The sequence below is a fragment of the Pseudomonas sp. P5_B3 genome, assembly GCF_056400405.1.
This window is the reverse complement of sequence record NZ_JBFULI010000003.1, coordinates 166,776-188,191: the sequence shown is the minus strand read 5'-3', so window position 1 is coordinate 188,191 and position 21,416 is coordinate 166,776. Positions and strand designations below refer to the sequence as shown.

At 59.5% G+C, this 21,416-nt stretch carries 23 protein-coding genes and 1 pseudogene; 13 read left to right on the top strand and 11 right to left on the bottom strand.

What is annotated here, in order from left to right:
• Nucleotides 1–25 precede the first annotated feature (25 nt).
• On the bottom strand, nt 26–1,396 hold the full coding sequence (locus AC1DRN_RS03790) for a DUF1329 domain-containing protein (RefSeq protein WP_223463388.1): 1,371 nt from the start codon (nt 1,394–1,396) through the stop codon (nt 26–28).
• Between the two features lie 23 nt (nt 1,397–1,419).
• Entirely contained in the window at nt 1,420–3,213 is a 1,794-nt protein-coding gene (locus tag AC1DRN_RS03785; RefSeq protein ID WP_477786628.1) for a DUF1302 domain-containing protein, read from the bottom strand.
• Nucleotides 3,214–3,805: 592 nt separating this feature from the next.
• Between AC1DRN_RS03785 and AC1DRN_RS03780 the strand changes: the two genes are divergently transcribed.
• A complete protein-coding gene (locus AC1DRN_RS03780; protein ID WP_223463410.1) occupies nt 3,806–4,576 on the top strand; it encodes an N-acetylmuramoyl-L-alanine amidase in 771 nt (256 codons plus the stop codon).
• A 73-nt stretch (nt 4,577–4,649) separates the two neighbouring features.
• Here the strand turns inward: AC1DRN_RS03780 and AC1DRN_RS03775 are convergent, their stop codons facing one another.
• The 4 genes from AC1DRN_RS03775 to AC1DRN_RS03760 all read right to left on the bottom strand — a co-directional run bounded on the left by AC1DRN_RS03775 (nt 4,650) and on the right by AC1DRN_RS03760 (nt 8,099).
• Nucleotides 4,650–5,561: an SDR family oxidoreductase gene (locus AC1DRN_RS03775; RefSeq protein ID WP_223463390.1), complete on the bottom strand. Its 912-nt coding sequence runs from the start codon at nt 5,559–5,561 to the stop codon at nt 4,650–4,652.
• A gap of 170 nt (nt 5,562–5,731) precedes the next feature.
• Nucleotides 5,732–6,634: an alpha/beta fold hydrolase gene (locus tag AC1DRN_RS03770; RefSeq protein ID WP_223463391.1), complete on the bottom strand. Its 903-nt coding sequence runs from the start codon at nt 6,632–6,634 to the stop codon at nt 5,732–5,734.
• Nucleotides 6,634–7,416, bottom strand: coding sequence for a class II aldolase/adducin family protein (locus AC1DRN_RS03765; protein ID WP_223463392.1), 783 nt, complete (start codon nt 7,414–7,416; stop codon nt 6,634–6,636). Before AC1DRN_RS03765 ends, AC1DRN_RS03770 begins: the two co-directional genes overlap by 1 nt.
• A gap of 227 nt (nt 7,417–7,643) precedes the next feature.
• A complete protein-coding gene (locus AC1DRN_RS03760) occupies nt 7,644–8,099 on the bottom strand; it encodes a flavodoxin (protein WP_223463393.1) in 456 nt (151 codons plus the stop codon).
• A gap of 102 nt (nt 8,100–8,201) precedes the next feature.
• Between AC1DRN_RS03760 and AC1DRN_RS03755 the strand changes: the two genes are divergently transcribed.
• Nucleotides 8,202–8,678 (top strand): PAS domain S-box protein, encoded by a 477-nt coding sequence (locus AC1DRN_RS03755; protein ID WP_223463394.1) that lies wholly within the window; start codon nt 8,202–8,204, stop codon nt 8,676–8,678.
• Between the two features lie 54 nt (nt 8,679–8,732).
• Nucleotides 8,733–9,338, top strand: coding sequence for a hypothetical protein (locus AC1DRN_RS03750; protein ID WP_108218236.1), 606 nt, complete (start codon nt 8,733–8,735; stop codon nt 9,336–9,338).
• Between the two features lie 3 nt (nt 9,339–9,341).
• Here AC1DRN_RS03750 and AC1DRN_RS03745 read toward each other — a convergent pair.
• Nucleotides 9,342–10,301 (bottom strand): annotated as a pseudogene (locus AC1DRN_RS03745) (MerR family transcriptional regulator).
• A 212-nt stretch (nt 10,302–10,513) separates the two neighbouring features.
• Here AC1DRN_RS03745 and AC1DRN_RS03740 point away from each other — a divergent pair.
• From AC1DRN_RS03740 to AC1DRN_RS03710, 7 genes are all read left to right on the top strand, one after another.
• Nucleotides 10,514–11,083, top strand: a complete 570-nt coding sequence (locus tag AC1DRN_RS03740; RefSeq protein WP_223463396.1) for an antibiotic biosynthesis monooxygenase — start codon at nt 10,514–10,516, stop codon at nt 11,081–11,083.
• 70 nt (nt 11,084–11,153) lie between these two features.
• Nucleotides 11,154–11,864, top strand: coding sequence for a dihydromonapterin reductase (gene folM, locus AC1DRN_RS03735; protein ID WP_223463397.1), 711 nt, complete (start codon nt 11,154–11,156; stop codon nt 11,862–11,864).
• A gap of 20 nt (nt 11,865–11,884) precedes the next feature.
• On the top strand, nt 11,885–12,460 hold the full coding sequence (gene folE, locus AC1DRN_RS03730; protein WP_223463398.1) for a GTP cyclohydrolase I FolE: 576 nt from the start codon (nt 11,885–11,887) through the stop codon (nt 12,458–12,460).
• Between the two features lie 2 nt (nt 12,461–12,462).
• The gene (folX, locus tag AC1DRN_RS03725; RefSeq protein WP_007970304.1) at nt 12,463–12,834 is read left to right on the top strand and encodes a dihydroneopterin triphosphate 2'-epimerase; all 372 of its coding nucleotides are present in this window, start codon (nt 12,463–12,465) and stop codon (nt 12,832–12,834) included.
• A gap of 96 nt (nt 12,835–12,930) precedes the next feature.
• Nucleotides 12,931–13,227 (top strand): DUF1244 domain-containing protein, encoded by a 297-nt coding sequence (locus tag AC1DRN_RS03720; protein WP_218429330.1) that lies wholly within the window; start codon nt 12,931–12,933, stop codon nt 13,225–13,227.
• Nucleotides 13,220–13,558: a HopJ type III effector protein gene (locus AC1DRN_RS03715; protein ID WP_223463399.1), complete on the top strand. Its 339-nt coding sequence runs from the start codon at nt 13,220–13,222 to the stop codon at nt 13,556–13,558. Before AC1DRN_RS03720 ends, AC1DRN_RS03715 begins: the two co-directional genes overlap by 8 nt.
• 260 nt (nt 13,559–13,818) lie before the next feature.
• Nucleotides 13,819–15,069 (top strand): 2-aminoadipate transaminase, encoded by a 1,251-nt coding sequence (locus tag AC1DRN_RS03710; protein WP_223463400.1) that lies wholly within the window; start codon nt 13,819–13,821, stop codon nt 15,067–15,069.
• 194 nt (nt 15,070–15,263) lie between these two features.
• Here the strand turns inward: AC1DRN_RS03710 and trxB are convergent, their stop codons facing one another.
• The gene (gene trxB / locus AC1DRN_RS03705; RefSeq protein WP_218429324.1) at nt 15,264–16,220 is read right to left on the bottom strand and encodes a thioredoxin-disulfide reductase; all 957 of its coding nucleotides are present in this window, start codon (nt 16,218–16,220) and stop codon (nt 15,264–15,266) included.
• Nucleotides 16,221–16,535: 315 nt separating this feature from the next.
• Here trxB and cysZ point away from each other — a divergent pair, with 315 nt between their 5' ends.
• On the top strand, nt 16,536–17,288 hold the full coding sequence (gene cysZ / locus AC1DRN_RS03700; RefSeq protein ID WP_103394183.1) for a sulfate transporter CysZ: 753 nt from the start codon (nt 16,536–16,538) through the stop codon (nt 17,286–17,288).
• A gap of 57 nt (nt 17,289–17,345) precedes the next feature.
• On the top strand, nt 17,346–18,545 hold the full coding sequence (locus AC1DRN_RS03695) for a glycosyltransferase family 4 protein (RefSeq protein WP_223463401.1): 1,200 nt from the start codon (nt 17,346–17,348) through the stop codon (nt 18,543–18,545).
• 115 nt (nt 18,546–18,660) lie between these two features.
• Here AC1DRN_RS03695 and AC1DRN_RS03690 read toward each other — a convergent pair whose 3' ends face one another.
• The 3 genes from AC1DRN_RS03690 to AC1DRN_RS03680 all read right to left on the bottom strand — a co-directional run bounded on the left by AC1DRN_RS03690 (nt 18,661) and on the right by AC1DRN_RS03680 (nt 21,074).
• A complete protein-coding gene (locus tag AC1DRN_RS03690) occupies nt 18,661–19,764 on the bottom strand; it encodes an NADH:flavin oxidoreductase (protein ID WP_477786627.1) in 1,104 nt (367 codons plus the stop codon).
• Between the two features lie 219 nt (nt 19,765–19,983).
• Nucleotides 19,984–20,466 carry a glutathione peroxidase gene (locus AC1DRN_RS03685; RefSeq protein WP_223463403.1) on the bottom strand — a complete coding sequence of 161 codons (483 nt, stop codon included), beginning with the start codon at nt 20,464–20,466 and terminating at the stop codon, nt 19,984–19,986.
• 122 nt (nt 20,467–20,588) lie between these two features.
• On the bottom strand, nt 20,589–21,074 hold the full coding sequence (locus AC1DRN_RS03680) for an FKBP-type peptidyl-prolyl cis-trans isomerase (RefSeq protein WP_007942189.1): 486 nt from the start codon (nt 21,072–21,074) through the stop codon (nt 20,589–20,591).
• Here AC1DRN_RS03680 and AC1DRN_RS03675 point away from each other — a divergent pair.
• Nucleotides 21,043–21,369, top strand: coding sequence for a DUF3565 domain-containing protein (locus AC1DRN_RS03675; RefSeq protein WP_223463404.1), 327 nt, complete (start codon nt 21,043–21,045; stop codon nt 21,367–21,369). The two genes, AC1DRN_RS03680 and AC1DRN_RS03675, sit on opposite strands and share 32 nt — an antisense overlap.
• Nucleotides 21,370–21,416: the final 47 nt, after the last annotated feature.

Genomic DNA, 21,416 nt, shown 5'->3' with positions numbered 1-21,416 from the left:
TTTTGTGTAGGAGCCTGTAGGAAACTTACCGCACCCCCGTACTACGCAAGGCCGCTGGCGTGTAGTCCCCCGCTCTTGCATCGATGTTGAATTCGAAGCTGCGCTTCTCTTCGTTCTTCATTCCCAGGGCGATATAGCGACCGGCGATCAGGTCATACAGCGCTTCGACGGTGTAGGCCGGCACCTGGTGATCGTAGTAGAACTGCGCATGCCCTTCGGCGACACGCCAGAGCTGGCCACGCCCGTCGTAGTGGTCGGCCAGCGCCACTTGCCAGCTGTCTTCGTCGATGTACATGTGGCGCTTGGCGTACACGTGCCGCTCGTTCGGCTTGACCGTGGCGACGACTTCCCAGACCCGGTGCAGCTCATAGCGGGTCAGGTCCTGATTGATGTGTCCGGCCTTGATCACATCGGTGTACTTGAGGTCCGGCGAATCGAGTTTGTAGCTGTTGTAGGGAATGTACATCTCCTTCTTGCCGACCAGCTTCCAGTCGTAGCGATCCGGTGCGCCGGAAAACATGTCGAAGTTGTCGGTGGTGCGCAGGCCATCGGACGAGGTGCCGACGCCGTCATAGGCCACCTGCGGCGCACGCCGTACCCGGCGCTGGCCAGCATTGTAGATCCAGGCCTTGCGCGGTTCCTGGACCTGGTCGAGGGTCTCGTGAACCAGCAACACGTTACCCGCCAGCCGCGCCGGTGCGGTCACTTCCTGCTTGAAATAGTTGAGGACGTTATCGTCGCTGCCAGGTTTGAGATCACCGAGCAACGACGGCACCGCGACTTCGTCCTTGAAGCGGATCACCGTGAAATCGCCATTGGACTGCGGTGTCGCCTGGGTGATGGTGCGCCGCAGATTGCCGCCGTGGTAACGAGTGACGTGGTTCCAGATCACCTCCACACCATTCTTCGGAATCGGGAACGCGTAGTAGCGATTGCCGGTGAAGTTGGCCAGACCGTTACCGTCGTTGATCGGTGTTACGTTCAGAGCGCTGCGTTTGGCCGACTCATAGATTTCAGCCGGTAATGCCACAGTGCGGTGGCTGGGATAGACCGGAATTTTGTAAGTTTCAGGATAGCGCTTGAACATCGCGATCTGGCCGTCGGAGAGTTTGTCCTTGTACTTGTCGACGGTCGCGGCGGTGATCACGAACAACGGCTTTTCGCTGGCGAACGGATCGGCCAGGAAACCTTTGCTGTCCACCGCGCCAGCATTTTTCGGGATGCCGCCGGTCCAGGCCGGAATCGAGCCATCGGCATTGCCGGCCCTCTCGGCACCGAGCGGCGTAAGGCTGGTGCCGAGTTTGCCGGCTTCTTCCGGCGACACCGCAGCCATCACGTTGGCGGCCAACAGACTCAGGGCTAGAACGGTGCCCAATTGCAGAATCATCTTGCGCATTGAATTCATCCTTTTCAGCCAGATCAGAAGTTCACACCAAAGCTCAACGCCACGAAGTCACGGTCAGTGAGGACGTTGTAGTTACCTCCGAAAAAGTCGGTGTAACTGAGGCTCGCGGTGTACGTGTTGCGATAGTCCGCGTCGACACCGAGGCTGATGGCCTTGGCGCCTTCGTTGAACAGACCGTTGGGGCCAAAGCCTGCGACGTCGTGGGACCACGAGAGGTTGGGTCTGAAATTGATCCCGGCGATCAGGTTGTTGTAATCGAGAATGGCCCGGGCGCGATAACCCCACGACGTCGAGGTCACGAAGCCATTGGTATCACCGCCGAAACCATACTGACCAAACACCGAGTCGCGGCCGTAGCGCAGTTTGGTGCGCGGCTCCAGGCCGCCGACCCGGACCACCGCCGCCTCGCCCACCAGGGTCAGGCGATCCGCACCCGCGACCTGGTCGATGAAGTGCGTCAGGGTGCTCTGGACCTGCGTCACCTCCTTGCGGCGATAGCCTTTGTTGTCGGCCCCCGGTGTAGTGGCGATGGGCGATGCCGCACCGCCTRCAATCGGATTGAGCATGGCCAGGGTCAGGTCATTGGTGTTGACCTGCACCGGGAGGTTGGGGCGGTAGCTGATTTCCCCGCTCCACGCGGTGCCGGTGGATAACGTGGTGGAGAAGCTCGCGCCGTAGAGGCGGATGTCCTCCGGGTATTCGAGGTAATACTGGCCGCGACCGAGCATCACACTTTGGGCCAGGCCCGAACCGCTGCCGGGGGCGATGCGGTTGGCGGCGGCAACGATCCCCGGAAGGCTTGCCAGCGTACCGGGGCCAGCGGTGGTGGTCCCGACATTCGGTGAGCGGCTGTGGTAGTTCATGAAATACAGGCCGTATTCGGTGTCGTCCCCCAGCCAGCGCAATGCCGTCCCCCACTGTCCGGAGTCCCGGGCATCGCGGTCGCCACCACGGGGAACGATCACCCCCTCCTTGCTGACTTCGAAGCCCTGGTCAAAGGCAGCTGCAATCGGCTGCAGCGGTGCAATGGCCGGGCTGGCGACGGTGTAACCCTTGTTGCAACCATCGGCTACCACGTCCACACCGAAGAAGGTGCCGCAGTTATCGACAACCGTCTGGTCCCACTCCAGTTGATAGAAGCCTTCGACCGTCAATTTGTCCGTCAGTCCCTGGGAGGCAAACAGCATGTTGACCGGGATCAGGCCCTCCTTGATCTCGGCCCCCGGCCGACGGAACGCGGACACGTCGACCGGGTTGATGCTGTTGATCGAGTTGCCGATGAAGGTGCTCTCACCCCAGCTGACCACTTGTTTACCGGCACGCACCGTACCCGGCAGATCGGCAAGGGAATAGTTGTGATAGACGAAAGCATCGAGGATTTGTCCGCCTGAAGACTTGGCGCCTTCTTTGCGATTGTGATCGCTGATGTCCTTGAACGGCCGGCTTTCATCTTTCAGCTCAAAGTCGTACCAGTACTTGCCACGCACAAACGCACCGGTGTCGCCGTACTTCAGTTCGAGGTCGTGAATCCCCTTGAAGATCTTCGAGAAGGTTTCACCCTTCTTGAAATTCAATCGCCCGTCGTCGCCGGTCGAAGACTGGCCGGAACCGCCGTTGACGGTGCCCACCAGGGCATTATCCGCATCACGCACGCCCCAACTCGCGCCGACCGACAGCGAGGAGTCGAACGTCCCCTCGATTTCCCCGATGTTGAACGAAATGGCCTGTGCCTGGGTACAGCAGCCCAATGCAACCGCAGCCGCCAGCGCCTGTGGTGTGAAGATGGCGCGCATTGTTGTTTTTGTCATGCGTCTTCCCCGGTGAGTGACAGAAGGCCTCACCCTACTGCCGGGCACCGGGGTCGATAAGCGCACCAAGGAGGTATTCGTGGTGTACCTCTAAAGGATGACTGGCACAGGGTCATCACCCCGAGGACGAGCAGCCGAATCCTGACTGTTGCCGGGGTTGCAACAGTGCATGTCCGCAATTGGTATTTTTCCTACGACACCAAGGGCTTATTCTTGCCTGGCTGTCACGGTAAACCACCGCAGGCACGATGTACCGGCCTGCGCCGTGATGAAAGATTTCAGATGAATTGAGGATTCGGTTCATCGCCCTGTGTTCACTGACGTTGATTTGTAGCTCCTGATCCAACGTCTTACCTTGGCCGCTGCGTTTGCAGCGGCCTTTTTTATGGGTGATGGTTTTTTGATGAGTAACAGCTGCCAGTCGGTAACCCCTGACCATCCAGGCAAAACTTCGAATACCTACATTTCTTTCAGAAAGCACCTACAAGCATAGGTAAACACCAATGGCACTCGAGCCATTAAGTTGAACAGCAAGTCGGCGCACGACTTTTATCTTCGTCCGGCTTCAAACTTACTTATTGCGAGTGCAACCATGAAACCCATCAACTACAACCAGTATCGCTCAACCCGAAGCTTCAACAGTCGAATACGCTTTCTGATTCTTCACTACACGGCCGCTAACTTTTCAAGTTCTGTCAGTGCCCTGACCGGCCCGAATGTCAGCGCGCACTATCTGATTCCAGATATCACTGACCCCAGTTACCTGAAAGCCGGCCATACCGTGCAGGAAGTTTTCAGCCTGGTGGATGAAACCTGTCGCGCGTGGCACGCAGGTGTCAGTCAGTGGGGTAACCGCAGCAATCTGAATGACACGTCCATCGGCATTGAAGTCGTCAACCTGGCGACCGACAACAAAGGCGAATTCACCTTCCCGCCGTATCACCCCGAGCAGATTGCTGCGATTGAACAACTGGCGCTGAACATCCTCAAGCGCTACCCGGATATCACACCGACGCAGGTTTTGGGCCACTCCGATGTTTCGATCGGTCGCAAGAGTGACCCGGGGCCGATGTTTCCCTGGCAGGCGCTGTACTTGAAAGGCGTCGGCGCCTGGTTCGATGCAACCACTCGGGACGAGTATCTGCGCCAATACAACACTTCGGGCATTCCCGCCCGAAACGAATTGTTGGGACTGTTCAAAACCTATGGATACGATGTTTCGGGCGCGTCAACGGAAGGCGGCTTTCAACAGTTGGTGCGGGCATTCCAGATGCATTTTCGCCCGGAAAACTTCGACGGAAAAATGGACGTGCAAACAGCTGCCAATCTGAAGGCACTGGTAGTCAAATACTTTCCTGGCTGATCGGTAACAAACGGCTCCCAGCCGACAAACGCAACAACCGGCAAGGTCAATCAATGTGGCCTTGCCGGCGCTATCAGAGCGTATATCTGTGCAAATTCCCCATCATTTCCTTCAGCGCTTCGATGTTGTCTTTCGGATGCGCCGCACCCTCGAAGTCGCAAATCTGCTGCCAGTGCGCCGCCACGTCTTCCGGGGAGAAACCCGTCCGTGGATCGAACCCGGCACCGAGGCTGCGCTCCCAGCGGACCTTGCCCATCCAGCCGCCGCCGACTTCAAACAGACCGGAGGTTTCCTGGCAGTTCTCGCTGGCCAGGTACACCACCAGCGGGCTGACCAGTTCCGGCTTGAGCTGTTCGAAGACCTGCGGCGGGATCAAGCCTTCGGTCATGCGCGTGCCGCCGGTGGGGGCGATGGCGTTGACCAGGATGTTGTTCTTGCGGCCTTCGATGGCCAGGGTACGGGTCAGGCCATAGAGACCGAGCTTGGCCATACCGTAGTTGGACTGGCCGAAGTTGCCATAGATGCCCGAGGTCGACGCAGTGAAAATCACCCGACCGTAGTTTTGCTCGCGCATGTGCGGCCAGGCGGCACGGGTGACTTTGTAGGCACCTTCGACGTGGACGCGGTAAACCAGATCCCAGTCGGCGTCATCCATTTTGTGGAAGGTCTTGTCACGCAGGATCCCGGCGTTGTTGACCACCACGTCGACGCGACCGAAGACGTCCAGGGCGTGCTGGACCAGTTTGTCACCGTCAGTGACCGAGTCGTGGTTGGCCTCGGCGATGCCGCCGGCCTCGCGAATGTCCGCTACCACGCGGTCGGCAGCCGAAGCGTTGGCGCCTTCGCCCTGGGCCGAGCCGCCAAGATCGTTGACCAGCACCCTGGCGCCCTGTTTGGCGAACAGCAGTGCATGCGCCCGTCCCAGGCCGCCACCGGCTCCGGTGATGATCACGACTTTATCTTCGAAGCGCACAGACTCATTCATGGGGGACTCCAGCAGGCCAGGGAACAATGAGTCCGAGTTTCAGGCACTGCGCGGCAGGTCACAATGAACACGGGGGAGGCTGAATGGTGGGCGATAAGGCTGGGGGATGATGATCGCATCGGACAGGATGACGCGGTCCCACAGAAGCAGAACAGATTCAACGCTGCGAATCAGGAACACGCCGCCTTGCACGGCGGCAACAGCAATTGATCGCGAAACGCCAAGTAGTGCTTGAGCACTTCACAAGGGGCCTCGATCTGCGGGTAGTGGCCGATGTCGGGCAATACGACCGTGTCCGCCTCCGGGATCAGCTCCCGGTAACGCTCGACCATGTGCGCGCCGCAGATCGGATCGACCCCGCCATCGATCATTCGCAGCGGCACTTCACCGCGTTGCATCGCGCTCACCCAGCGGTTGCGCCAGACGCGTCGCTCCGGGATGTAGGCGATCAATTTATGCATGATCCGTGGCCCGCGCTGGCTTTCGACCAGGCTCCAGAAATCATCCATCTGGCTTTCACTGGGGCGGGTTTGCGGACCGAAAATCTGCCGGAAGTTTCTCACCAGACCATCACGGCTGAAGGCGCGGCCAATGATCCAGCCCACTGGGCTGAGCAAGAGTTTTTGTATCAATACCGGGCGATGGGTTTCCGCAAACAACCCGCCGTTGAGAAACACGCAACTGGCCAGCTCCACCCGCGACTCGTAATGCCGGGCCAGCAGTTCCTGGGCCACGCTGTCGCCGTAATCGTGGGCGAACAGGTGCACCGGCTGTTCGACATTCAGGTGTTCAAGCAGTGCCTGTTGCAGATCCGCTTGCTCCAACAGGCTGTATTCGTGATTCGCCGGTTTGGCCGAGTCGCCGAAGCCCAGCATGTCGCAAGCGATCACGCGAAACCGCTGGCTCAAAGGCTGCCACAAGTAATGCCAGTCCCAACTGGCGGACGGGAAGCCGTGAATGAGCAACAGCGGCTCACCCTGCCCTGCTGTCCAGTAACGGATGCTTTGACCACGGAATACGAACGTCTGGCTGCGTTTACGCCAGACACACAAGGGGATCTCGGCGAGTTCCATCAGAGTTTATAGCCCGGGTCCAGTTTATCGAGTTTACGCAGCAGCGCCGGCCATGCCAGCGCTCCGCCCATGCCTTGAGCACTTCGGGTGACACCCGCGATCATGGCTTTGGCGCCTGCCAGAATCTGCGGTTCGATGGCAATCAGTTCAGCGGCACCGTTTTGCGCCATGACCTGAATGTCGCAGGCACGCGTAAAGGTGAACATCATCAGGAACGTATCGGCGATGGTGCTGCCGCAGGTCAGCAGACCGTGGTTATGCAGCATCAGGAAATTGTTTTCACCGAGGTCGGCCTGCAGCCGCACTTTCTCTTCATGGTTGAGCGCCACGCCTTCGTAGGCGTGGTAGGCCAGGCTGGAAAGCACGAACAACGACTGTTGACTGATCGGCAGAACGCCCTGCTTCTGTGCCGACACCGCCACCCCTGAAGCCGTGTGGGTGTGGAGCACGCAGACGACATCGTGACGAACTTCATGCACGGCGCTGTGGATGGTGTAACCCGCCGGATTGATCTCGTAAGGACTGTCCATCAGCTTGTTGCCGGCCTGATCCACCTTGACCAGGCTCGACGCGGTAACTTCATGAAACATCAACCCGAACGGGTTGATCAGGAAATCTTCGGTGCCGGGCACCTTGGCGGAGATATGGGTGAAGATCAGGTCATCCCAGCCATGTTGGGCGACCAGGCGATAACAGGCCGCCAGGTCGACGCGGGTCTGCCACTCGGCAGCACTGACCTGGTGTTTGACACTGTGAGGTGATTGGACGGGATCAACAGTCACGGCAAGGAACCTCGGTGTTTTTATGATGGAGTGTTTCCTATGTTTACCGAGTCTAGTCACCCGTTAAGGTTCGTGTACTTGCATTCGCAGCCAGCTTGGTGGCCCTGCGAGTCAGTCGCCCGGCCACCCTGGATCCATGTCAAACGACCGGCGCCAGCGAGGGTCGGACAGGCAGTTTTTTTACCGTACTGTCAGAACCCTGACTGGCATGGATGCCGGGGCAACGATCAGGTGCGCAGTGCGTTGATCAGGTCCGCCAGCCAAGGCTCGGCATCCGTCTCGGGGGTCACGCTTTCACTTGCATCCAGGCGTAGCATCGGCAGTACTTCGCGAATGCCCAGTTCACCGAACAATTCGCGCATCTGCTCGCCGCCGCCACAAAAAGTATCGCCATAACTCGCATCACCCAACCCGATCACCGCACCCGGCAAACCGCGCCAGGCCGCTGGCAATTGGTCGCGAATGGTCGAATACAGCGGTTGCAGGTTGTCCGGCAGCTCGCCCATGCCGGTGGTCGATGTCACTACCAGAAAGGCTTCGGGGCCATACGCCTGGATTTCGGCGAGGGTCGCACGCGGGTTGTGAAAAGTTTCGAAACCGGCGGCTTTCAACAGGCTGGCGGCGTGGCGGGCAACTTCTTCGGCCGTGCCGTACACCGAGCCGGAAATGATGGCGACTTTCATCAATCTGATCCTGAATCCGAGTAAAAGACCCGGATATTAACAGCACGGTCGTGATTGTTCTTTTAGAATGCAATCGACAATCAATCAGGAAAGGATACCCCGATGATTAATGCACAACTGCTGCAAATGGCGATCAACACCTCCAACGACGGTATCGTGATTGCCGAAAAGGAAGGCGATCAGGACAAAATCCTCATTTACGTCAACCCCGCGTTCGAACGGCTGACGGGGTACTCCAGCGAAGAAATCCTCTATCAGGATTGCCGCTTCCTGCAGTCGGGAGACCGCGACCAGGAAGCCCTGCCGTTGATTCGCGACGCCTTGAACCGTGAAGGATCCTGCCGGGAAATACTGCGCAACTACCGCAAGGACGGCACACCGTTCTGGAACGAGCTGTCCCTTTCAACGGTGAAAAATCCAGCGGACGGGCAAACCTACTTTGTCGGCGTGCAGAAAGATGTCACCGCGCAGGTCAAGACACAACAACGCGTGACACAGCTTGAAGCACAGTTGGCTGAACTCCAGGCCGAACTGACGGCGCTCAAGGCGACGAACGGCAAAAACGAAATCCAGAATTAATGGTCAGTAACTAGAATCACCGCTGACTTTGTAACTATTTCTTTCGAGCTGGCCATGCAACGCGACGCACTCCTGACCCAGGATGAGCTGGATTTCATCCAGAGCATGCAACACAACCCGCAACTCAATGTGCGGGACGCGACGTCGAGCCTGCTCGTCAACGGGGGATCGCAAATTCGTGACCTGCTCACCCGCCTGGCGGCCCATGAGCAGGTCACCATTCAAGCCAGCTTCGAAAACCAGCAAATGACCTTCCCCCTGCACCTGGTGGAAGACGAGTTCCATGCGCTGCACCTGCGCCTCGGCGTGCCGAGCATCTATGAAGACGGACCGATGGTCCGGCCTTGGCGCCTGGTACTGGACGAACCGGTAGCACTGGAAAACGCCAAGGGTCAAACCGGCACCCTGTGGGTGCACGAAGTATCGTGCAAAGGAGTTTTGCTGGAGGTTCGCAACAAGACCAAGCCGCCGAAGCATTTCGCCTTGTGGTTCAGCCCGTCAGGCTATGAGCGGATTGCCTTGCGTGGCACTTTCGAGAAAGAAAACGAACAAGGCTTCTATGCCTATCAACTGAGCCAGAGCGATACGGACGAAACCGAGCGCCTGCGCCAGTTCATCCTGCAACAGCATCGGTTGACTCATCCCGCGCTGCATCTCTGAACCTCAAGTATCCAGACTACCCGCCAGGAACTGCTTCAGACGCTGGCTCATGACCTCCCCTTCATTGCCCAGGCATCCGACCGAAGTCCCGGCCAGGCTCTCCTGTGCCAGATCAGAAGCATCACCGGCCAGCAACAATCGGCACTCCAGACTCATGGCCAGGCGATTCAAGCGCCGCGGCAACTCGGGAACCGGAGCATGATTGGAGAACAGCACCAGCGCCAAGGGCTTGCCCCTTTCGCACATCACGGCCAGCTCATCGAACGGCTGGCCAATGTTCAGCACGCGAACGGCAATTTGCCCTGCACTCAGGAACAGGGCGGCGACCAACAGTTCCAGCTCGCGGCAATGGCCAACCGGCGCACAGATGACCACTCGACGCGGCTGTTTGTCGCGCCGCAACAACAGACGCTGCACCACCCGGGAACGCAGAAAACCATCCAGGAACAGCTACTCGCTGGTGCCGCCGAATTGACCCTGGCGTTGCAAAAGTTGCTTCCAGACGGGCATCAGAATGTCCTGGAACACCACCGGCAGGGCGTAACTGGTAAAGATTTGCCCGTAGACCTGCTCCAGCCGAATGTCATCAAACCCGTTGACCGCAGCAAGAACCTGCTGCTGCCACTGTGCATAATCGGCTTCCACGAGGTTGTTGGGGATAATGTGCGACAACGCCTGGAACGGCTGGGTTTTGGCCAGGATCCTGCCGATCTTGCTGACGGCTACACCGCGCTCGACCCAGCCGAGGATACTGCGAACCCGCTCGATATCGGTCAGCGAATACAGGCGATGCCCACTTTCGGTGCGCATTGGAACAATCAGGCCATAACGTCGCTCCCAGGCTCGAAGCGTGACCGGATTGACGCCTGTCAGGCGCGCTACCTCGCGAATCGGATAGAGCTGTTCCTGTTCAAGGGAGACAGCCCGCGGTACACCTGAAGCTACGTCAGTAAKGACAGGCATCTGGGATTGTACGTCCATGTGCAGATGGGATCCCATTTTAACTACTCTGCCCCACAACGATTCAAGTTCATAATCGAAAAAAACCGCTCAAAGACGAAGCCGGCAGAATGAGGAATAATCCTTGCTTGTTTCAAGCCGCAGCCCACTACCCCGGCGCTGCGCCTGGCGAAGTTCCTATCCGGAGCGACGCAAATGTCTTACGGAGATGCACAATGTCTACCCCTCCCGTCACGCTGATGGTTGCGCGCCGCGTTGCCAATGGACGTTATCAAGACCTGATCGCCTGGCTGCGCGAAGGCGAACAACTGGCCACTGACTTTCCTGGCTACCTTGGCTCAGGCGTACTCGCACCGCCGCCCGGTGATGACGAATTCCAGATTATCTTCCGCTTCGCCAACGAGCAGACCCTGCATGCCTGGGAGCATTCCGCTTCGCGCAGCGCCTGGCTCGGACGCGGCAGCGAGTTGTTCGCCCACCCGACGGAACATCGGGTCAGCGGCATCGAGGGCTGGTTCGGTGCCGTCGGTCAACGCCCGCCGCGCTGGAAACAGGCCGTGGCAATCTGGTTGGCGTTCTTTCCGGTTTCCCTGCTGTTCAACTTTGCGTTGGGGTCGCTGCTGAGTGAGATGGCGCTGCTGCCCCGCGTGCTCGTCAGCACCCTGTGCCTGACGCCGTTGATGGTGTATTTCTTCATTCCACTGTCGACCCGTTTGCTGGCCAATTGGCTGAACAGCACGCCCGTACGCCGCTTGCCCGCAGCCCCCTCCACCCAAAACCACTGATATTCCCCACAATAGGTAGAGCGCTCCCGTCGCTGGTATAGTTTTGTTCTCACCGCGACGCGAGCCGTTCATGACTTCTTCCGCAGCCCCTATCCTCATTACCGGCGCAGGCCAGCGTGTCGGCCTGCATTGCGCCCGGCGACTGCTGGAAGATGGCCAGCGCGTGATTTTCAGCTACCGCAGCGAGCGTCCCGGCGTACAAGCCCTGCGCGATCTGGGGGCCACCGCGGTGTTCGCGGACTTCGCCAGCGAGGCCGGGATCCTCGCCTTCATCAGCGAACTGAAAACCCACACCGACTGTTTGCGGGCGATTGTCCACAACGCCTCCGAATGGCTGGCCGAAACGCCGGACACCGACGCCGCGGCATTCACCCGCATGTTCAGTGTGCACATGCTGGCGCCTTACCTGATCAACCTGCATTGCGCCGACCTGCTGCAACGCTCAAGCCCCGCCGACATCGTGCACATCAGCGATGACGTGACCCGCAAGGGCAGCAGCAAGCACATCGGCTATTGCGCCAGCAAAGCCGGGCTCGACAGCCTGACCCTGTCCTTCGCCGCCAGGTACGCGCCGGCCATCAAGGTCAACGGGATCGCCCCGGCCCTGCTACTGTTCAACCCTGAAGACGACGCGGCCTACCGCGCCAAGGTGCTGGCCAAGTCCGCGCTGGGCATCGAACCCGGCTGCGAAGTGATCTACCAGAGCCTGCGCTATCTGCTCGACAACCCTTATGTCACCGGCACCACCCTGACCGTCAACGGCGGACGGCACATCAAATAAGTGTCCCGCGAGGATTTTCCATGACGTTATCACTGCCCCAGAACGCCTTATCCCAGAGCTATCGAGAGATCCTCATCGGCCTCGGTGAAAACCCCGACCGCGAAGGTTTGCTCGATACGCCGATGCGCGCAGCCAAAGCCATGCAGTACCTTTGCCATGGCTACGAGCAAAGTGTCGAAGAGATCGTCAATGGCGCGCTGTTCGCCTCCGACAACGATGAAATGGTCATCGTCGACAACATCGAGCTGTACTCGCTTTGCGAACACCACATCCTGCCCTTCATCGGCAAGGCGCATGTGGCTTATATTCCGACCGGCAAGGTGTTGGGCCTGTCGAAGATTGCGCGACTGGTGGACATGTTCGCCCGGCGCCTGCAGATCCAGGAAAACCTCACCCGGCAAATCGCCGAGGCGGTGCAACAAGTAACCGGTGCGGCCGGTGTCGCGGTGGTCATCGAAGCGCAGCACATGTGCATGATGATGCGCGGCGTCGAGAAACAGAATTCGACCATGAACACCTCGGTGATGCTCGGCGCCTTCCGCGAGTCGAGCAACACCCGCCAGGAGTTCCTGCAACTGATTGGACGGAGCAAGTAGCAATGCCACAACTTCAGCCAGGCATGGCACGCATCCGGGTCAAAGACCTGTGCCTGCGTACCTTCATCGGCATCAACGAGGATGAAATCCTCAACAAGCAGGATGTGCTGATCAACCTCACCATTCTGTACGCAGCCCAGGAAGCGGTACGGGACAACGACATCGATCACGCGTTGAACTACCGGACCATTACCAAGGCGATCATCGCCCATGTGGAAGGCAACCGCTTTGCGCTGCTCGAACGCCTGACCCAGGAAATTCTCGACCTGGTGATGGCCAACGCATCGGTGCTCTACGCCGAGGTCGAGGTCGACAAGCCCCACGCGCTGCGATTTGCCGAGTCGGTGTCGATTACGCTGGCAGCGAGCCGCTAGCTTCAAGCTACAAGCACCAAGCTGTAGACTTGCAGCCACCGCCATCCAACTTGCAGCTTCAAGCGTGCCGCTTGAAGCTGTCTCGCAGAGACCGCCATGACCGATCAACAACGCCTGGAACTCGAAGCCGCCGCCTTTCGCCGGCTGGTGGCCCATCTGGACAGCCGCAAGGATGTGCAGAACATCGATCTGATGAACCTCTCGGGCTTCTGCCGCAACTGCCTGTCCAAGTGGTACAAGGCGGCGGCTGACGAACGCCAGATCGAGGTCAGCCTCGATGAAGCCCGTGAAGTGGTTTACGGCATGCCGTACGCCGAGTGGAAAGCCCAATTTCAGCAAGAAGCCAACGCCGAACAACAGGCGGCGTTCGCCAAAGGAAAACCCAATGAGTGATTTGAACACCCTGCGCGCCAGCCTCAACAGCGGCGAACACGCCTTCGCCGATACTCTGGCGTTCATTGCCGCCGGTTACGACTACCAGCCTCAGGCTTTCAACAATGGTGGCGTGGAAAACGCGGCCGGGCAGAACGAAGGCTCGTGCAAGACCCTGGGTCTGGCGCTGCTGGAAGGCTTGAGCGATGAAGAAGCGCTGCTGGCTTTCGGCGAGCATTACCGCTCGGTTGTTGCCACGCCTGAAGGCAGCGATCACGGCAACATCCGTGCGTTGATTGCCCATGGCCTGGCGGGTGTGAAGTTCGCTCAGCCGCCACTGACCCGCCGTTGATTTAAATTGTAGGAGCAGCCGGTCGACGCTCGACTGCTCGCGAAAAACTCAAGAGCACTGCTGGGCCTCTGGTTTACGCGTAATCGTTCACCACCATCGCGAGCAGGCTCGCTCCTACAGGTTCTGCGTTCACGGCGCGGAACTGATCAGAAACACATCCCGACTTTTAAGATTGACCCGGCAACTTTATTTCGTTTGCCCCGTAGCACCGCTCACGGCTTAGATAAAAAGAAGTCCTCCTTCTTTCGAGCCGGTCATCCATGCGCAGCGAAACCATCAGCCAGTCGATCAACATCGTTCACCCTGTCACGCTCAGCCACGGCAAAAACGCCGAGGTCTGGGACACCGACGGCAAACGCTACATCGACTTTGTCGGCGGCATCGGCGTGTTGAACCTCGGCCATTGCCATCCGCGTATCGTCGAAGCCATCCGCGAACAAGCCACCCGACTGACCCATTACGCGTTCAATGCAGCGCCCCATGTGCCTTACCTCGAACTGATGGATCGCCTCAGCGCGTTCATGCCGGTGAGTTACCCGGTCAGCGGCATGCTCACCAACAGCGGCGCGGAAGCAGCGGAAAACGCACTGAAGATTGTCCGTGGCGCCACCGGCCGCAGCGCGGTCATCGCCTTCGACGGCGCTTTCCACGGCCGCACACTGGCCACCCTCAACCTCAACGGCAAAGTCGCGCCCTACAAACAGAAAGTCGGCGTGCTGCCGGGGCCGGTATTTCACCTGCCCTTCCCCAGCCAGGACAACGGCGTCACCTGTGCCGAGGCCCTCAAAGCCATGGAGCGCCTGTTCAGCGTCGAGATCGATGTCGAAGACGTCGCCTGTTTTATCGTCGAACCGGTGCAGGGCGAAGCGGGCTTCCTGGCCATGGAGGTCGAGTTCGCCCAGGCGCTGCGCAAGTTCTGCGACGACAAGGGCATTGTGCTGATTGCCGATGAAATCCAGTCTGGTTTCGGCCGAACCGGCCAGCGCTTCGCGTTCTCGCGGCTGGGCATAGAGCCGGACCTGATCCTGCTCGGTAAAAGCATCGCCGGCGGTGTGCCGCTGGGTGCGGTGGTCGGGCGCAAGTCGCTGCTGGATAACCTGCCCAAGGGCGGACTCGGTGGCACTTACTCCGGCAACCCCATCGCCTGCGCAGCAGCACTGGCAACTTTGGACGAAATGACCGATGCCAACCTGCATGCCTGGGGTACACAACAGGAAGAAGCGATTGTCGGCCGCCATGCAACCTGGCGCGCGAACAAGCTGACGCCGTACCTGGGACGCCTGACCGGCGTCGGCGCCATGCGCGGCATCGAGTTGATCAACGCCGATGGCTCGCCCGCACCGGCACAATTGACCCAATTGCTGGCCTTGGCGCGGGATGCAGGTTTGCTGCTGATGCCCAGCGGAAAATCGCGGCACATCATTCGCTTGCTGGCGCCGTTGACTATCGAAGCTGCGGTGCTGGAGAAAGGCCTGGATATCCTTGAAGCCTGCCTTGCAAAACTGACCTGAGAGCAAAGCCAACACGGCACCTGTGGGAGCGAGCTTGCTCCGGGCGGCGTTCCGACGATGGCGATAGAACATTCAAAATTGATATCAACGGATAGACCGCAATCGCGAGCAAGCTCGCTCCCACAGGGCTGGTGCAATATTTGCGGGCACAAAAAAACCGGCCGAAGCCGGTTTTTCATTCAACGAAAGCAGAATCAAGCGTTCTGCAGATCGTCGAGGTAACGCTCGGCATCCAGTGCCGCCATGCAACCGGCGCCAGCGGAGGTGATGGCCTGGCGGTACACGTGGTCAGCCACGTCACCGGCGGCGAAGATACCTTCGAGGTTGGTGGCAGTGGCGTTGCCGTCACGGCCGCCCTGCACAACCAGGTAGCCGTCCTTCAGGGTCAACTGGCCTTCGAACAACGAAGTGTTCGGGGTGTGGCCGATGGCGATGAACACGCCGTCGACTTTCACTTCGTCGAAGCTGCCGTCGTTATTCTTCAGGCGGGCACCAGTCACGCCCATGTTGTCGCCCAGCACTTCGTCCAGGGTTGCGTTCAGCTTCAGCTCGATCTTGCCTTCGGCAACACGGGCGTTGAGCTTGTCGATCAGGATCTTCTCGGCGCGGAAAGTTTCGCGACGGTGGATCAGGGTCACCTTGCTGGCGATGTTGGCCAGGTACAGAGCCTCTTCAACAGCAGTGTTGCCGCCGCCGACCACAGCCACAGGTTTGTTGCGGTAGAAGAAACCGTCGCAGGTCGCGCAGGCCGAAACGCCTTTGCCCATGAAGGTTTCTTCGGACGGCAGGCCCAGGTAACGAGCGCTGGCGCCGGTGGCGATGATCAGGGCGTCGCAGGTGTAAGTCGCGCTGTCGCCGGTCAGGGTGTACGGCTTGGCAGCGAAGTCCACGGCATTGATGTGATCGAACACGATCTCGGTTTCGAAACGCTCGGCGTGCTCGCGCATCCGCTCCATCAGCGCCGGGCCGGTCAGGCCGTGGACGTCGCCCGGCCAGTTGTCGACTTCGGTGGTGGTGGTCAGTTGACCGCCGGCCTGCATGCCGGTGATCAGCAGTGGCTTGAGGTTGGCACGGGCGGCATAGACCGCGGCGCTGTAACCGGCAGGGCCGGAACCGAGAATAATCACTCGCGAATGACGGACTTCAGACATGACCTGCTCCTGTTGACCGGCCCGGAACACCTGGCGCGGAACGCCGGATTGCCGGCTGGAATAAAAAAGAACGGTTGAAAGCACTTGGGGAAGGCTTGAACCCGACCGTCCTGTAAAAAGATTGGGTGCAGCGTATCGAGGGGGCGAAGATTAAGGAAATACGGATTAACAATCCAGCTCATAGGTGGTCTCTATGCCATCTGGCCGACGATATCGACGTCTTTGTTACAGTGAATGTCGATACCACTGCCGCGCTTTCGCACGTGAAGCAAAGCCGGTAAGGTCGGCGCGTTTTCCCTCTGCCCGGAGCCTCTTATGCCCGCCCCTGTTCTGTCCGGCCCGCAATACCTGCGCGAAGGCCTCAAGCTGGTGCTGAGCCCCAGCCTGCGTTTGTTTGTGTTGTTGCCGCTGGCGATCAACCTGGTGCTGTTCGTCGGATTGATCTACCTGGCCGGCCATCAATTCAGCCTGTGGGTCGACACCTTGATGCCGTCCCTGCCCGACTGGCTGAGTTTTCTCAGCTACATCCTCTGGCCGCTGTTCGTGGTGCTCGTCGTGCTGATGGTGTTCTTCACCTTCACCATGCTCGCCAACGTCATTGCCGCGCCATTCAACGGCTTCCTGGCGGAGAAAGTCGAGGTGGTGGTGCGCGGCACCGACGACTTCCCGGCCTTCAGCTGGGGCGAACTGATTGCGATGATCCCGCGCACCCTGGCCCGGGAAATGCGCAAGCTCGGCTACTTTCTGCCCCGGGCAATCGGGCTGTTCATCCTCTCGTTCATCCCGGTGGTGAACATCATCGCCGCGCCGCTGTGGCTGCTATTCGGGGTGTGGATGATGGCGATCCAGTACATCGACTACCCGGCGGACAACCACAAGCTGGGCTGGAACGAAATGCTCGCCTGGCTGCGGCAGAAGCGCTGGCAGAGCATGAGCTTCGGCGGCAGCGTGTACCTGGTGTTGCTGATCCCGGTGGTCAACATCCTGATGATGCCGGCCGCCGTGGCCGGGGCAACGCTGTTCTGGGTGCGTGAGCGTGGCGCGGAAAACCTGGTGACGCAGCGCTGAGCCATCAGCGCCGGTACCGCAGTCACAAATCCATCATCCCGACGTCACACTGACGACATGGCCCCGGTCGACACTGGGGTCATGACGACAGCTCTGCATATCACCCTGATCACCGAAACCTTCCCTCCGGAAATCAACGGCGTGGCCAATACCCTGGGTCGCTTGTGCGACGGTTTGCGCGCACGCGGGCATCAGGTGGAACTGGTACGACCGCGTCAGGGCTGCGACCAGCAGTTGGGCAGCGACGATGAACTGCTGCTGTGCCGCGGCTGGCCGCTACCGGGCTATCCCGGCCTGCAATGGGGTCAGTCGTCGATGCACAAACTGCTGCGGCGCTGGACGCGTCATCGCCCGGATGTGCTCTACATCGCGACCGAAGGGCCGCTGGGCCTCTCTGCGTTGCGTGCGGCACGGCGACTGGGGATTTCCGTGGTCAGCGGTTTCCACACCAATTTCCAGCAGTACTCCAACCAGTACGGGCTGGGTTTGCTTACGCGCCTGCTGACTCACTACCTGCGCTGGTTCCACAACCGTTCGACCATGACCCTGGTGCCCAGCGTCAGCCAGCGCATGGAACTGGAGCGACGTCATTTCGAACGACTGGCGTTGCTGTCCCGAGGCGTCGACAGCGAATTGTTTCACCCGGCCAAACGGTTAAATGCCCTGCGTGAGCAATGGGGACTGGCCGAGGCAGACATCGCCGTCATTCATGTCGGACGCCTGGCCCCGGAAAAAAACCTCGGCCTGCTCAAGCGCACCTTCAATACCCTCAAGGCGAGTTATCCCCAGCGCATCCTGAAACTGATCGTGGTCGGCGACGGCCCGCAGCGCCAGGAACTGGAAAACGAAATGCCCGAAGCGATTTTCTGTGGCACCCAACGGGGTGAAGCCCTGGCGTGTCACTACGCTTCGGGCGATGTGTTTCTGTTTCCGAGCCTGACCGAAACCTTTGGCAATGTAGTGCTTGAAGCACTTGCCTCGGGGCTCGGCGTGGTGGCCTACGACAAGGCGGCAGCCGCCCAGCATATTCGTCATGGCTACAACGGCGTGCTGGCGATGCCGGGAGATGAAGAAGCGTTCTGCGATGCAGCGGCATGGCTGCTGGAGGACAGGGAAGCCTTGCGCAATGTGCGGCTCAATGCGCGCCAGCATGCCAGTCGCCAGGGTTGGGCGACGATCATCGAGCAGTTCGAGGGACAGTTGCGCGGGGCTTGTGCCGGGGAGATGGTGGTGCCGAATGCACCGACTGTTCCCTGAATCTTCGGTGATTTGAAGCCCGCTCCCACAGGGTTCTTGGTTTACACATGATTTGTGATCGCCACAGAACCTGTGGGAGCGAGCTTGCTCGCGATAGCGTCAGTCCAGACGCCGCTTAAACCAGCGTCATCAACGCCTCACGGCTGAACGGCAGAATGTCTTCCTCACGGCCATCGCGCACTTTCTGTGCCCAGTCCGGGTCCACCAGCAAGGCACGACCCACCGCCACCAGGTCGAACTCATCGTTGTTCAGGCGCTCCAGCAGTTTTTCCAGACTGGCCGGTTGTGCGACCTTGTCGGTGTTGACCATGAATTGCAGGAACTCGCCATCCAGGCCGACGCTGCCCACAGTGATGGTCGGCTTGCCGGTGAGTTGGCGGGTCCAGCCGGCAAGGTTCAGCTCGGAACCGTCGAACTCCGGCTCCCAGAAGCGGCGGGTCGAGCAGTGGAAAATAYCCACGCCCGCATCCGCCAGCGGCTTGAGGAACTCGCCCAAGGCTTCCGGGGTTTGCACCAGACGTGCGGTGTAGTCCTGCTGCTTCCACTGGGAGAAACGGAAGATGATCGGAAAACCTTCACCGACCGCAGCACGCACGGCCTGAATCAACTCAATGGCGAAGCGCGAACGGTTGGCCAGATTACCGCCGTACTCGTCGGTACGCTGGTTGCTGCCTTCCCAGAAGAACTGGTCGATCAGGTAACCGTGGGCACCGTGGATTTCCACGCCGTCCATGCCGATGCTCTGGGCATCCTTGGCGGCCTGGGCGAACGCGGCGATCACGTCCTGGATGTCCTGTTTGGCCATGCCGTGCACCACGACCTGACCTTCCTTGATTTTTTCCGACGGGCCATAACCCGGCACGCTGGCGTCCGGCTCGGTGCCGATACGGCGCACGCTGCCCACATGCCACAGCTGCGGAACGATCTTGCCGCCTTCGGCGTGAACGGCATCGACGACCTTCTTCCAGCCGGCCAGGGCCGTTTCACCGTAGAAATGCGGAACGTTCGGGTATCCGTTGGACGCCTTGTGACCGACGGTGGTGCCTTCAGTGATGATCAGGCCGACGCCCGCAGCGGCGCGGCGACGGTAGTATTCGATCACTTTGGAATCAGGCACGCCGCCCGGGGAAAAGGAGCGGGTCATCGGCGCCATGACGACGCGGGTCGGCAGTTCGAGGGTGCCGAGGTGGAACGGTTTGAACAGGGCTTTGACGGGCATGGGACGCTCCACGGAAGGATGATTTTATGACGGCGATAATATGGAGAGTCCGACGCCTTGAACAGCATTATTGATTTTGGTGATTAAGAGCTAAAAGGTACGAATTACTGTAGGAGCGAGCTTGCTCGCGATGGACTGGAGAACGCCGCGCCGTATCAGGCTTGTAGCGTTATCGTTGACGACCATCGCGAGCAAGGCTCGCTCCTACAGGGGGAGATATCAGCTCAGCGCTTTTTCAATCGCGTGAACAATGGTCGGATCATCCGGCGCCGTACGCGGCGAGAACCGCGCCAGCACGCGACCATCCTTGCCCAGCAGGAACTTCTCGAAATTCCAGGTGATATCGCCGGGAAATTCCGCGCCCTCGCCCGCCAGCAAGCGGTACAACTGATGACGATCATGCCCGTTGACTTCCAGCTTGCTGGACAACGGAAAGGTCACGCCATAGTTGAGGCTGCAAAAATCCTTGATCTCCCGCTCGGTCCCCGGTTCCTGCCCGGCAAACTGGTTGCACGGCAAGCCCAACACGCTGAAGCCTTTGGCCTTGTATTGCTGGTAGAGGTTTTCCAGCGCCGCGTACTGCGGGGTCAAGCCGCATTTGGAGGCGACGTTGACCACCAGCACGACTTGGCCTTTGAAAGGCGCCAGAGGTAGCTCCTGTCCATCCAGGGCTGTCAATTTAAGGTCGTGAAAAGCACTCATGGCGTACTCCAGATTCCCGTGTTCTTTTCGAAACAGCCACTTGGCGGTGTCATCAGGGACAGCCGCAGACTAAAAAGGCGCCCTCGGGGCGCCTCTCCAGCTATCTGAGCTTAGCGCAGAAATCAGTGGTGATGGCCACCTTCGCCATGGACGTGGCCATGAGCGATTTCTTCCTGGCTGGCGTCACGAATGGCAACGATCTTGACCTGGAAATTCAGGCGCTGACCGGCCAACGGGTGGTTGCCGTCAACGGTGACGTCGTCGCCGTCCAGATCACGGATGGTCACGATCTGCATCTGGCCGTCCGGAGCGGAAGCGTGGAACTGCATGCCCACTTCCAGCTCATCGACGCCTTCGAACATGCTGCGGCTCAGGGTGCTGACCAGTTCGGCAGCGTATTCGCCGTAAGCGTCTTCCGGTTCAACGGCTACGGTCAGCTCGTCGCCGACAGCCTTGCCTTCCAGAGCCTTTTCCAGGCCAGGGATGATGTTGCCTGCGCCTTGCAGGTAGACCAGCGGCGCGCCGCCGGCGGAGCTGTCGATGACCTCACCAGCGTCGTTGGTCAGGGTATAGTCGATGGAGACAGCCTTATTGGCGGCGATCAGCATGGGGCGAGACCTTTTGCATAAGAAGATTGAAGGACCAAGTTTAGCGAAGCAATCGTCCGAAAGCGAACACAACCCGGACAGACGGAATTCGACGATCACAGGCTTCCATCAGGACGAGAACGGCCATTGGGTGGCCGAGCTTTCCTGCGGCCACACCCAACACCTGCGGCACCAGCCACCCTGGCAATCGCGCGCCTGGGTCATGGACCCTGTGCAGCGCCAGGAAAAAATAGGCCAACCCTTTGCCTGCGGTTGGTGCGCACAAGGCTCGGTTAGCGATAACCTTGGCGACTGAATTTCGGTAGTCGGCCAAATATAAGCTGACACCATTGCCATGCTCCT